Source organism: Chromobacterium sphagni, assembly GCF_001855575.1.
Taxonomy (GTDB): domain Bacteria; phylum Pseudomonadota; class Gammaproteobacteria; order Burkholderiales; family Chromobacteriaceae; genus Chromobacterium; species Chromobacterium sphagni.
Window position 1 is genome coordinate 317,599 of the sequence record NZ_MKCS01000004.1, and the last position, 12,095, is coordinate 329,693.

Annotated in this window: 10 protein-coding genes; 4 read left to right on the plus strand and 6 right to left on the minus strand. The window is 59.0% G+C overall.

Annotated elements, in window-relative coordinates:
- Window positions 1-53: 53 nt before the first annotated feature.
- The 6 genes from bcsG to BI347_RS24075 form a co-directional block, all read right to left on the minus strand.
- Window positions 54-1,655 (minus strand): cellulose biosynthesis protein BcsG, encoded by a 1,602-nt coding sequence (gene bcsG, locus BI347_RS21940; protein WP_071117099.1) that lies wholly within the window; start codon window positions 1,653-1,655, stop codon window positions 54-56.
- A complete protein-coding gene (locus BI347_RS21945; RefSeq protein ID WP_071113009.1) occupies window positions 1,652-1,882 on the minus strand; it encodes a hypothetical protein in 231 nt (76 codons plus the stop codon). Before BI347_RS21945 ends, bcsG begins: the two co-directional genes overlap by 4 nt.
- Before the next feature lie 12 nt (window positions 1,883-1,894).
- Window positions 1,895-3,505, minus strand: coding sequence for a cellulose biosynthesis protein BcsE (gene bcsE, locus BI347_RS21950; RefSeq protein ID WP_071117100.1), 1,611 nt, complete (start codon window positions 3,503-3,505; stop codon window positions 1,895-1,897).
- 65 nt (window positions 3,506-3,570) lie between these two features.
- Window positions 3,571-3,996: a type 1 periplasmic-binding domain-containing protein gene (locus BI347_RS23830; protein ID WP_139166965.1), complete on the minus strand. Its 426-nt coding sequence runs from the start codon at window positions 3,994-3,996 to the stop codon at window positions 3,571-3,573.
- A gap of 149 nt (window positions 3,997-4,145) precedes the next feature.
- Window positions 4,146-6,080 (minus strand): amidohydrolase, encoded by a 1,935-nt coding sequence (locus tag BI347_RS21960; RefSeq protein ID WP_071113006.1) that lies wholly within the window; start codon window positions 6,078-6,080, stop codon window positions 4,146-4,148.
- Window positions 6,081-6,127: 47 nt separating this feature from the next.
- A complete protein-coding gene (locus BI347_RS24075; RefSeq protein WP_158020841.1) occupies window positions 6,128-6,283 on the minus strand; it encodes a hypothetical protein in 156 nt (51 codons plus the stop codon).
- A gap of 23 nt (window positions 6,284-6,306) precedes the next feature.
- Here BI347_RS24075 and BI347_RS21965 point away from each other — a divergent pair, with 23 nt between their 5' ends.
- The 4 genes from BI347_RS21965 (at window position 6,307) to BI347_RS23840 (ending at window position 11,795) form a co-directional block, all read left to right on the plus strand.
- Window positions 6,307-9,123, plus strand: a complete 2,817-nt coding sequence (locus BI347_RS21965; RefSeq protein ID WP_071117101.1) for a valine--tRNA ligase — start codon at window positions 6,307-6,309, stop codon at window positions 9,121-9,123.
- A gap of 57 nt (window positions 9,124-9,180) precedes the next feature.
- Window positions 9,181-9,969: a DUF2971 domain-containing protein gene (locus BI347_RS23150; RefSeq protein WP_083339119.1), complete on the plus strand. Its 789-nt coding sequence runs from the start codon at window positions 9,181-9,183 to the stop codon at window positions 9,967-9,969.
- Between the two features lie 37 nt (window positions 9,970-10,006).
- A complete protein-coding gene (locus BI347_RS23835; RefSeq protein WP_139167296.1) occupies window positions 10,007-11,005 on the plus strand; it encodes a hypothetical protein in 999 nt (332 codons plus the stop codon).
- A gap of 346 nt (window positions 11,006-11,351) precedes the next feature.
- A complete protein-coding gene (locus BI347_RS23840) occupies window positions 11,352-11,795 on the plus strand; it encodes a hypothetical protein (RefSeq protein ID WP_139167297.1) in 444 nt (147 codons plus the stop codon).
- The last annotated feature ends 300 nt before the right edge of the window (window positions 11,796-12,095 follow it).

A 12,095-nucleotide genomic window follows, 5' to 3' on the forward strand; every position in this document is an offset into this window, starting at 1 on the left:
GCGGCCCCTGCTTGGGGCCGCGTCTTGCGATGGGCGGGCTGGCCGGGCAATGTTTACTGCACCGGGTAGTCGGTCCAGTCGCCGCCGTCCTGCTGCAGCAGGAAGCGCTTGCCGTTTTGCATCACGATGGAGCTGGCGCTTTCGGACACATACGGTGTCGTGGGCAGATCGCGGGCGAACTCGGCAGGCTGGTAGTCGGCGCCGAACGGACTTTTGTTCATCATCCGCGACAGAATGGTGGACACCGCCAGATAGCTGCTGGGCTGGTCGATCCGGGTCTGGCCGGGGTGGCCCTGGCCGCCTATAACCTTGATCGCCGCCGGCACGATGGTGATGTGCGGCGTGGGGATTTCGCGCAGGCCGCTGAACTGCTGCTTGTCGCCGCGCAGCGCCGCGCCGTGCTCCGGCACCAGCACCAGGATCAGCTTGCGGTGGCTCTTTTCCAGCTGGTCGATGAACTGATTGAGATCGGCGAACAGCCGGTTGGCGCGGTATTTATAGCTGTCCATGGTATTCAGCCCCGGCGCGTTCGGGATGCGGTTGCCGTCATGCAGGCTGATGGTGTTGTAGTAGGCGGCCACATGGGCGTTGCCATCCTGCTGGCGCTGCTCCAGCCAGCGGTTGAGCACCGCGTAGTCGCTGTAGATCGGGCTGTTGTCGAAGGAGCGCAGCCCCACCGGCAAGCCCTGCTGAGACATCAGCGGCTGGTTGAGCCGGCCGTCGGTGCGGATCTGTTTGAGGAAGTCATCGAAACTGCCATCGTGGTTCAGCGTCAGCTCGGTCTTGAAGCCCAGCGCCGCCAGGTTTTCAAACAGATAGCAGTCCTTGGATGCGCTCTGGTACAGTTCGCTGTGTTTGGGCTGGCCGCAGCTGGCGCGCAGCACGCGCAGCGCGGCCGGGCCGCTGTATGGCGTGGCGGAGTTGAAGTTGCTGAACAGGAAGTCGAAGCGTCCCAACAGCGGGTGCTGGTCCATGCCTATGGTGCGCAGATCGTCCCAGGACAGCGAGCAGATGTGCAGCAGCAGCACGTCGAAGCCGGGGTCGGCCAGCGGTCCCTGGAACTTCACCATGCGCTGCCCCTCGTTCTTGAAGAAGGTCGCCAGCTGCTGGTCCGGCGTCTGTGGGGCGCTTTGTCCACCAGCGGCAGGAGCGGCGGCGCTGTCGGCGGCCACCGCCGGGCTGGCGGGGGCGCGGTCCTGCCACAGCTGGCGTCCGCTCACGCCCAGCAGGGCTATCATCACCAGCGTGCCCAGCCGCAGATAGCGCGACAGCAGCCAGTAGCCGCACAGCAGGATCACCGCCCCGGTGAGCAGCGATAGCGACAACACCCGGCCGGCGAGGTCCAGCAGGTAATGCAGGCTGAAGCCCTTGAGCGTGGACAGCTGTTGCAGCGCCGTCTCCGGCGGCGGCAGCCAGCTGTCGTGGTAGAGCAGGGCCGCGCCGGCCAGCAAGGCTAGCGCGGCGCGGATGCGCAACCGGATCTTGCCGGCGACCGGTATCAGCAGCAGCAGCGCGAAGGCGAGGTTGGGCAGCGGATGGAAGTTGAGCGTGCCCTGCCAGGACAGCAAGAGCTTGGCGATGAAGTAGACGCTCCATGCGCCCAATCCCAGCGACAGGGCGGTGGCGTCTTGCGTGGCGGAATGGCTGGATTTCATGTTTGCTTGTGGCCCGGCTCGGCGTGCCGGCTCTTAGCCAGCGGCGCGTCGTCCTGCTGTTGCAGGCGTTGCAGATAGGGGTGGGGCTGGAAGTGGCGCATCCGGCGCAGCAGTAGGCGGCGGATCCAGGGCAGCAGACGCGCGTGCAGTTGGTAGCCGGCGATGCCGGCCGCCAGCGCGGCCAGCAGCACCATGAATTGCAGCTGGCTCAATTCGGGATTGAACATATCGATTTACCTTTACTGGCCACTGCGGCGGCGCAAGGGCGCGCGCTGCAGCGTGGGCGCGGTGTGGGCGTGGCGGCTTTCGCGCAGCTGCGGCGCGTTGGACAACTGGCGGCTCAGGTCCGGCAGCTTGTCGAAGCCGGGTTGCCGGGCCAGCTGCGACAGCGCCAGCAGGATGCTGTCGCTGTCCGCGCTGCGCACTTCCGACTGGGCCACTTCGCCTATCGGCATGCGGAACAGGTTGCCCAGCGCGGCGTCGGCGTCGCTTTCGCGGCAGGCGAATAGAAACAGATAGGCATGGTCGCGGTCGGCGGTGCACAGGTCGCCCGCGCGCTGGAAGCGGCCCAGCGCCAGCAGTTCGGCCGGGGTGGCCCCCAGCGCCGGCTGCAGCCGGATCAGCATATTGCTGACATCGATGGCGCGGCTGCGCTGCACCGTATTGTCCACCATGTCGACAAAGCGCGCCGGCGGCAGGTAGCCGCGGTCGGTTTCCGGGCGGCTGGCGGCGCGCAAGGCATCGGCCTCGACCTCGCCGCTGCCTTGGTAGACTGCCTGGCGCAAGGAGTGGACGATGCCGGTCAGGCTGGCGAAACGCAGCTCCGCCGGCAGCACGGCGTTGGCGCCCAGCCGCAATAGCAGTTGTTCTTCGTTCTGGCGCAGCCGGCGGTTGCCCACTTCGCGCACCACGATTTTCAGCCGCTTGCCGTTTTGCCGGCGCAATTGCGCGATGGCCTGGCCCAGCGCTTCCTTCTTGTTGCTGGCGGTGTCCAGCAGCACAGTGGCGGCCACCGCGTCGTGCGCGGCTTCCAGCAACTGCGGCAGGTCATCGAATAGCCGCCAGTGCGGGGTGGGCGGCGCGTTGCCGCTGAGGGCCGCATTGGTGGCCAGCACCAGCAGGGCGTCGGTGGCGAGGCGGGCGCCGCCGTCCGCCGCGCCAGCCGCATCGTTGTCGCCGGCTTCCCTCTGCGCGCTCAGCACATGGCGCGGGCTTAGCTCCAGCGTGCGCAGCCTGGCGGTTTCACCTGGGGCCGCGCCCAGCCAGTGGGCGATCTGCCAACCGTAGAGCCGGTCGCCGAGCGGATCGGCGTAGGCCATGCCGGCGCAGTCGCGGCCCAGCTGACTGAGGGCCGCCAACGCCGCGGCGTCCAGCTGGGAACTGTCCAGCAGCAATAGCAGCGCGTGGCCGTGGCGGGCTGCCCAATGGCTGCAGGCCTGCAGCACGCGGCGCGCCTGCGCCGGCTGCTGCAGCGGCAAGTAGTCTTCGGCATGGTCCAGCGCCACCGTCATGCCGCCATTGGCGGGCTGCAGCTGCTTGCGGCAGCGAGCCAGTTCGTCCAGGCAGGCGCTTGCCAGTTGTGCGGAAGGCTTGCGCGGCTGGCGCGGCGACAGCAACTGCAGATTGCCGGCATGGATGCGGCGATCCAGCCAGACGGTGTCTTGCTGCGACGCGGGCTGCTGCCTGCTGACGCAGACAAGGGGTTGGCTGCCGGCCGAGGGCAGATTGGCAAACAACAGCGCTTGGGCCAGCGCGGGGCCGGGCGCGGCGATCAGATAGAGCGCGCCGCAGTTCAGGGTGGCGGCTGACAGCGGCATCCCGTCTATGCCCAGGCTTTGGGATATGTCCATTGCGGTATTTTGTTTCCAGATTATTTAAATAGTATCAGTCGTATGCTTTGCAATCAAACGGCAGATCAGGTTTTCCAGCCATGGCATCGCTTGAGTGTAGGACAGCGGGCCGCCGGACAGACGGGGGAGCCAGGGCTTTTTGAGCCAGGTGTCCAGGTAGGGCTGGCGGTAGGTCTGGTCGTCTTCGATGTCGCCGTTGTGAGGGTGGGACAACAGTGCCTGCTGACGAAGCCGCGGCTCAGCTCCTTGGCCAGTTGCCAGCCTTGCTGGTTGCAGGGCTCGGCCACGGTGGCTTTCTGTTGCGAGATGCCCTCGCGGATGCGGTTCATCGCGGAGTTGGAGCCGTCGCTGGCGGGAATGTTGACGATGTCGGCGCGGCCCGACTGCTGCAGCAGAAAGTTGATGTTGTCGTAGCAGAGATCGTTGATGGCTAGGCTGTGGGTCCAGCTGCGGCCATGATCAGCATGAGAAACCGCAGCATGGCGAGGCACTGCGCTGCCTTGCTCACGGAAACCCTGGCGGGGAACGGGTGGGCAAATCGATTCTCCTGCTGAGGCGCGGGCATTTTCCATGCTCGAATATAGCAAGCGGCCGGCCCGTTGCCGGGCAGGCCGCCGCTTTGGCGCCGCTACTGATTCAGTCAGCGCTCAATGCGAACCGGCGCGCCCGATAGCCAGGTCGCGATGACCTTGATGTCGCGCAGAGGAAGCGCCGTTTCAGTCATCGGGTCGTGCTCAAGGATCACCAAATCGGCTTGCTTGCCCGGCTCCAGCGAACCGACCTGGTGGTCCAGGTGGCAATGCCAGGCGGCATCCAGCGTCACTGCGCGCAGCGCTTGTTCAGGGCTGAGTGTTTCTTCTGCGTTCAGTATCGGCTTGTCCTTGCCCGGGGCGCCTTCCTGTTTGCGGTAGATGGCTTGCTCAGCCATGCGCAACGGTCCCAGCGGCGATACGAAGTGATCGGAATGCAGGCTGACGCGCATTCCCTTGTCCAGCGCGGACTTGCAGCGGTCGAGCATTTCCGCCTTGCTCTGCCCGAAGATGGTGTTCTGGAACACATAGCCCCAATAGCCTACGTGGCCAATCAGAAAGCTGGGGTTGAGCTGGAGCGCGGCCATTCTGTCCAGCGCGGCATCGTCCATCAGCGAGGCGTGCTCGACGCGCAGCCGCAGAAGCTTGGCTTTCGCCGCGTCGATGGCGCCGTCCGGCGCGGTCATCGCTTGCTGGTAGCTGTCCAGCACGTCGCTCATCGCCCGGTCGCCGTTGGCGTGGATCAAAGCGGGCCAGCCCTGGTCCAGCACGCGCTTGAGCATGGCGGGAAAGGCCTCGCTTCCTGTATGTCCTTCATAGTTGCTTTTTCCGGTGGGCGGGACCTCCGGCACGGCGGGAATGGGCGGAATGCGCGGGTTCGCGAAGCAATCGTATTCTTCTTTCTGATAACCGGTCAGGCCCTGATTGGAGCCGTCGTAAATCATCTTGATGCCCTTGATGCTGAAGCGCGATGCCGGCGGGTTGTTCAGGTCCAACTGCCAGTGGCTCTCGTCACAAAGCCAGCTGTCCAGATTCTGGTTTTTGCTGGCGAACAGGCTTCCCGCCAGGCGCAGCGGGCCTAGTTCGGCGGTCAGGCTCAGGGCTGACAGTTCCAGGTTGTCGGCGCAATTGCGGCTGTCGTTTACGCCCATGCTGGGATCGAATAGCGTGGTGATGCCTCTTTGCGCGGCATTTCGCAAAACCTGGGCTATTCCTTGCGGAATTTGTTCTTGCGTGGTGGTCGAGGCGGCAACGATATTCATCGCCTGGGTGACATCCAGTTCGGTGAGCACGCCAGTGCTTGATGTGCTGCCTATCCTCGATATGGCGGCGCTGTTGGCATAAGCCAGATGGCCAGAGGCGTTGATCAACAAAATGGCGAGATTGAGGCCCTCGACTTGCCCATGGTGCAAATCGTCAAGCCAGGTTTTGTCGATGTTCCCCCAGGCGGTCATCAATGAGGGGTCTACCCCGTAGCCGATAAACCAGATGGTTTGTCCATCCTTGTCCTTCAGCAAGCTTTTCCCATCAGGCTCGTTCAGCGTGGATTGTATCCATCCTGCCAGCAACTCGATGGAGTAATTCGCATTGAGGGTCTGGCTGATTTCCGCGTCTTTTTCGGAGTTTCCTCGGAACGGCGACACATTGTGCCAGGCTTTATTCAGGGCGCTGCCCAGGATGTGCACGTGGGGGTCGATCAAACCGGGCAGCAGGGTGTGGCCATTCAAATGATGCTCGGTGACGTGGTGCCTGGCTCGGTCCATCTGCGCCCGCACCTCCTGGAGCGTGCCCGCCGCTACGATCACGCCTCCGCCGATGCCCACCGCCTCGACTCGTCGGCTGGCCGGAGCCTCCATCGTATGGATCGGGCCGCCGTGGAAAATCACCGCCTGTTGCGACTGCTGAGGAAAGGTCTTGCGCAGGACCTGCTCAATTTCGCCGAGCAAGTCTTGCGCTGCCGCGTCGCTGTTTGCGAGCTTGGGCAAGTGGCCGCAGCAGGCGCAGCCAAGGTGATGGTTGTGGTCATGATGGTGATGATGAGGCATGTTTGGCTCCTGAGTGATGGGATGGTTATTCCATTGTAATGTTTTGATTAATCTATTTTCATTAAAATTTTTAAATGAATTGCCAATGCGCTGCCTGAAGGTACTGCTGCGTGTGCCAGGCCGTAGAGCGTGACGGCATGGCTTGTCGGGGCGGGTTCTCGGAGAATGGCTAAAAACCGGTTATAATCGAACCATTTTTCCATTCAGAAAACCAAGATTAAGCACCATGGAACTTGCCAAGAGCTATGAACCGGGCGACATCGAGCGCCGCTGGTACGATCAATGGGAACAGGCCGGCTACTTCAAGCCGAGCATGGACACCTCCAAGCCGTCTTTCGCCATTCAGCTGCCGCCGCCCAACGTCACCGGCACGCTGCACATGGGCCACGCCTTCAACCAGACCATCATGGACGGCCTCACCCGCTATTACCGGATGAAGGGCGACAACACGGTATGGATCCCGGGCACCGACCACGCCGGCATCGCCACCCAGATCGTGGTGGAGCGCCAGCTGGCCGACCAGGGCCTGAACCGCCACGACATGGGCCGCGAAGCCTTCACCAGCAAGATCTGGGAATGGAAGGAAAAATCCGGCGGCACCATCACCAGCCAGATGCGCCGCGTCGGCTGCTCGGTGGACTGGGAGCGCGAATACTTCACCATGGACGACGCCCGCGCCGAAGTGGTGACCGAAGTCTTCGTCCGTCTGTACGAGCAAGGCCTGATCTACCGCGGCAAGCGCCTGTCCAACTGGGACGCCAAGTTGGGCACCGCCATCTCCGACCTCGAAGTGGTATCCGAGGAAGAAGACGGCCACATGTGGCACATCAAGTACCCGGTGGTGGATAGCGACGAGTACGTCACCGTCGCCACCACCCGTCCGGAAACCCTGCTGGGCGACGTGGCCGTGGCCATCGCCCCGGATGACGAGCGCTACCTGCATCTGGTGGGCAAGCAGCTGCAGCTGCCGCTCACCGGCCGCACCATCCCGGTGATCGCCGACGAGTACGTGGACAAGGAATTCGGCACTGGCTTCGTCAAGATCACCCCGGCGCACGACTTCAACGACTACGAAGTGGGCAAGCGCCACAACACCCAGCTGATCAACGTGATGAGCCTGGAAGCCAAGATCCTGGCCAAGGCGCAAATCTTCGGCTTCGATGGCGCCGCCCAAGGCACCATCGAGCTGCCGGCCGCCTATGCCGGCCTCACCGCCCAGGAAGCGCGCAAGGCGATGCTGGTCGATCTGCAAGCCCAGGGCCTGCTGCTGGAAACCAAGCCGCACAAGCTGATGGTGCCGCGCGGCGACCGCACCGGCACCGTGATCGAGCCGCTGTTGACCGACCAATGGTTCGTGGCCATGAACAAAGTCGCCGAAGGCGACGCCACCGGACTATCCATCGCCGCCAAGGCGATTGAAGCCGTGGAATCCGGCGAAGTGCGCTTCGTGCCGGAAAACTGGGTCAACACCTACAACCAGTGGATGAAGAACATCCAGGACTGGTGCATCTCCCGCCAGCTGTGGTGGGGCCACCAGATCCCGGCCTGGTACGACGAAGACGGCAACATCTACGTCGGCCGCACCGAGGCGGAAGCCCAGGCCAAAGCCCCGGGCAAGACGCTGCGCCGCGAGCAAGATGTGCTGGACACCTGGTTCAGCTCGGCCCTGGTGCCGTTCTCCACCTTGGGCTGGCCGGAAGAAACCCCGGACCTGAAAGCCTTCCTGACCTCCAACGTGCTGGTGACCGGCTACGAAATCATCTTCTTCTGGGTGGCCCGGATGATCATGATGACCAAGCACTTCACCGGCAAGGTGCCGTTCAAGGATGTCTACATCCACGGCATGGTGCGCGATCACGAAGGCAAGAAGATGTCCAAGTCCGAGGGCAACGTGATCGACCCGGTGGACCTGATCGACGGCATCGCGCTGGCGCCGCTGGTGGAAAAACGCACCACCGGCCTGCGCCGCCCGGAAAAGGCCCCGCAGATCGCCAAGGCCACGGAAAAGCTGTTCCCGGAAGGCATCCCGGCTTACGGTACTGATGCTCTCAGATTCACCATGGCCAGCTACGCCACGCTGGGCCGCAGCGTCAACTTCGACTTCAAGCGCGCCGAAGGCTACCGCAACTTCTGCAACAAGCTGTGGAACGCCACCCGCTTCGTGATGATGAACGTGGAAGGCAAGGACTGCGGCCAGGATGAAAGCCTGCCGCTGGAATACAGCTTTGTCGACCAGTGGATCATCGGCCGCCTGCAACAGGCCGAGATCGATGTCACCAATGCGCTGGAAACCTACCGCTTCGACATCGCCGCCCAGGTGATCTACGAATTCATCTGGAACGAGTACTGCGACTGGTACGTGGAACTGGCCAAGGTGCAGTTGCAAACCGGCAACGAAGCGCAGCAGCGCGCCACCCGCCGCACCATCGTCCGCGTACTGGAAGTGGCGCTGCGCCTGACTCACCCGCTGATGCCCTTCATCACCGAAGAGCTGTGGCAGACCGTGGCTCCGCTGGCCAACGCCAAGAAGGCGGAATCGCTGATGCTGGCCCCGTGGCCGGTGGCGGACGAATCCAAGATCAGCGCGGCAGCCAACGCCCGCATGGACGCGTTCAAAGAGATGGTCAACGCGGTGCGCAACCTGCGCGGCGAAATGGGCATCGGCCCGGCCGTTAAGGCGCCGTTGTTCATCGAAACCGCCGACGCCTCCATCGCCGACTTCGTGCCTTACCTGAAGTTGCTGGCCCGCCTGACCGAAGGCACGCTGGTGTCCAAGCTGCCGGAAGACGATGCCCCGGTGGCGATGTCCGGCGAAGCGCGCCTGATGCTGAAGGTGGAAGTGGACAAGGCCGCCGAAACCGCGCGCCTGACCAAGGAGCAGGGCAAGGTGGAGGCCGAGCTGGCCAAGCTGACGGCCAAGCTGGAGAAGCCGGGTTATGTGGACAAGGCGCCGGCGCACTTGGTGGAGCGCGATAGGGCTCAGTTGGCGGAGCTGAATGACAAGTTGGAGAAGGTGAAGGCGCAGCTTGTCAAGCTGGCTTGATAGTTAAATGTCATTCATGATAAAACCCCCATCATCGAAAGGTGATGGGGGTTTTTTATGTCTCTTGGACCAACTGGCCATATGATATTGTATAAATATTATTCTTGGGATACTTGGATTAATATTGTTTCAAAATCTAAGAAAGTACGTTTTTCAAACCCTCACGATTTTAATGACCCATTTGAGACTAAGGCGGCGGATCATCCGCTATCAAATACTGCATGGTTTGAAGCCGACCTGGAAAGGTTCTCAGGGATTCGTGAGAATGTGGTTGTTTTTTGTTTGACGCGGAATCCACTTAATTCGTTGATGTGGTCCCATTACGGAGAGTCTCACCGAGGAGTTGTAGTGGGTTTTGATATGGTTGCCATGGGGTTTTACGACAAAAGGAAGTGCGTGCTTCCATGTCAGTTTGGAAGTGTAATTTATACCAATACAAAGCCAAAAGGGTTTTATTCGGATTCTTTTAATGATGGGGTATTCTCACTTCAAGAATTTGATCCAATGTATCTTGAAGCTTTGCAGAGAAATTATTTGTACAAAAGCCAAGAATGGGCTTATGAGGAAGAGGTGAGAATTGTGTGCCATAGGGAGGCGCTTGGCGGCGCGAGCAAAAAGACCTATGAGGCCTTTCTTGATGTGGTATTTGATCCCGCCGCTGTTAAGGAGTTGTATTTTGGTTGGCGATGTCAAAAAGATAAAAAATCGCCCCGTAGGGTGATGAAACAAGTTGCCAAGAGGATGATGTATGAATTTCCAAATGCCGAGTTGCGGGTTGTAGAGCCAGAAAGCGATACTTGGCGGTTAAATTTTCATCGTTTGAGTGATGATTTTTTTGACTTTTAGGCATTGATATTGTGCTGACTTCCTTCGTGGAGGGGATATGTGTACTCTAAATCAAGAAGAGCTAGCTAATATATTTTATGAAAATCTCAATCAAATTTCACAGGGCCTGATTTCTGCTTTTTCGTTGAAGTTCGAGAGGGAGGTGGATCATCTTTCCTTGCCACTTCTCCGTTGGTTGGATTTCAGACTGCGCTATGTAAATCCCCGGCCTAGAAAGGTTGTTCTATCGGATAAATTTCCTATCTCTGGGTTGTCGGATGAGGCATTGTCAGGATTAAATAGGCTAATAAGAATATTTGAGACTGGTGGTGATGTGAATCCATATCAAGGGCAAGGATTAGTAAACTTTAATGATACAAGTGGTCGACGTAAAAGTAATAGAACGGATGGGCTGTGGGCCGATTGGGGAGTGTCGCACTTCCATCTCTCAGACGGTGACGTGGTGGTGGGAGACTACTTTGTAAAGAGGGGGGATCATTTACTTTGCATTGTTGAGGAGGACAGAGTTTTGTTTATTGATGCGCGCTCGCACCTCAGAGGTGTCGAGTATGCAGATTTGGATATTGTGGAGATTATTGCCGGTAATTGGCCTGAAAGAATGGTGCAATTAAAAGGAGTGTTACCAGGCAAGGTTTGTGAGGGGGATGAAATTTATCAAATGAGAAGGAGTGGAGTAAGCGCTCCATTGGTTCTGGGTGGTAAGGTATATTTCATGGCGGGCTCGGGCATCACATCAGCTGCGACGGCGGATGTGGTCACTGTGGCTGTAAATAGGTGTAGGCTTTATGTCAAGAGGCTTGCTGAGTGGGTGGCAAGTCCTGATGGGGATTTTGTTAGAACTTGTCGATGGCTTTCTGTAGATAACCCAGCTTTTTGCTTGGCAATTACTCCGAGGGGGCTTTCAGTGTATGAGGAGAATTCTAGAGCAGCATTTTCCCTTAGTTATATGAATTTTAAATTAAATTGGATTGATGATTTAAATAGTACGGTGTTGCCATCGTGGGCGCTGAAGGTGTATTTGGAAGCTGCGGAATAGGCTTGGTGGCCAGGCTGAGTGCAATGTAGCTCAACTCTTGCTGTATCGGTTTGTAGGAATTTTTGTGTCCGCTTCGCGGACGGATGTTTGGGCGCCGGTTCCGCCCGGCTTGACGGGTCCATTTCTTTTGCTCCGCCAAAAGAAATAGACGAAAGAAAAGGCGGCCCAGCAGCGCTGCGAAACCCCGTCTTCAAAGCCATTTTCAAGGAGTCGCCGGAACTAGCGGCGCGCTACCGTCGCGCCGCGTCGAACAACCGGCGACTTAAAACCTTGAAAATGGCTTCGAAGCCGGCTTGCGCTGATGGGCGGGATGTGGATACGTTATAAGAATTGTGAGTGGTGTGGAATGAATTCAGTTGTAGAACAGTACTTTAAATTAAATCCAGAAAGCCAACGAAATGTCCAGCTTTTCCTTTGCGAGGTGGCTCTGGAAGTATGGGAGAAATTAATTCCTGAGAATTTTATTTATAGAGAGAGTGTTGCTGGCACAAGTCAAATATTTGATGTTACTCTTCCAAGGAAGGCATTGGACTCTGTTGATTCTATAGAGCTAATGCATCAAGTCTACGGATGTTATCGCGAACCTATAGTTGCATTGCAAGATGGTGATGTTGAGTTTTCTGAGAAAGCTGAATACGCATATTATGCAATATATAATTTTTTCCTATCTTCCTTGCATCGGACCTCGTCTGATCCATGGTTGATTCCAAGCCATGTCTTGTCAGCCGTAGGTATTGAAGAGGCTGAGCGGACACTGGAGCTAGCGATAAATTCTTTGAATTTGAAATGAATCAAGTATTTTGTAGTGTATAGGTATTTTTCCGCTGATCTTCTTGCCAGTCTTCCCGCTGTCATTTACCCTTGACCCTCTTGTGCCTGGGTTCTAGCCTAGTCGAGTCGTGTTCAATAGCACGATCAGGTTTGGCGACCTGGGACACATGGCAGACATTGCTGATAGAAGCTATGTCTGTCGCGCTTGAGCGCGCTCATGCACTCCATGGCGGGCCGGGCGGGGAGACCTACGGGTCTGCCGGGTCCATGTGTCCGGTTCGCCAACCCCGTTTCGGCCTGCCACCCCGTTTGGCGACGA

What these genes read in the sequence shown, in the direction of transcription:
- bcsG (WP_071117099.1), bottom strand. Translation starts at nt 1,655, where the DNA reads ATGAAATCCAGCCATTCCGCCACGCAAGACGCCACCGCCCTGTCGCTG.
- BI347_RS21945 (WP_071113009.1), bottom strand. Translation starts at nt 1,882, where the DNA reads ATGTTCAATCCCGAATTGAGCCAGCTGCAATTCATGGTGCTGCTGGCC.
- bcsE (WP_071117100.1), bottom strand. Translation starts at nt 3,505, where the DNA reads ATGGACATATCCCAAAGCCTGGGCATAGACGGGATGCCGCTGTCAGCC.
- BI347_RS21960 (WP_071113006.1), bottom strand. Translation starts at nt 6,080, where the DNA reads ATGCCTCATCATCACCATCATGACCACAACCATCACCTTGGCTGCGCC.
- BI347_RS24075 (WP_158020841.1), bottom strand. Translation starts at nt 6,283, where the DNA reads ATGGAAAAATGGTTCGATTATAACCGGTTTTTAGCCATTCTCCGAGAA.
- BI347_RS21965 (WP_071117101.1), top strand. Translation starts at nt 6,307, where the DNA reads ATGGAACTTGCCAAGAGCTATGAACCGGGCGACATCGAGCGCCGCTGG.
- BI347_RS23150 (WP_083339119.1), top strand. Translation starts at nt 9,181, where the DNA reads ATGTCTCTTGGACCAACTGGCCATATGATATTGTATAAATATTATTCT.
- BI347_RS23835 (WP_139167296.1), top strand. Translation starts at nt 10,007, where the DNA reads ATGTGTACTCTAAATCAAGAAGAGCTAGCTAATATATTTTATGAAAAT.
- BI347_RS23840 (WP_139167297.1), top strand. Translation starts at nt 11,352, where the DNA reads ATGAATTCAGTTGTAGAACAGTACTTTAAATTAAATCCAGAAAGCCAA.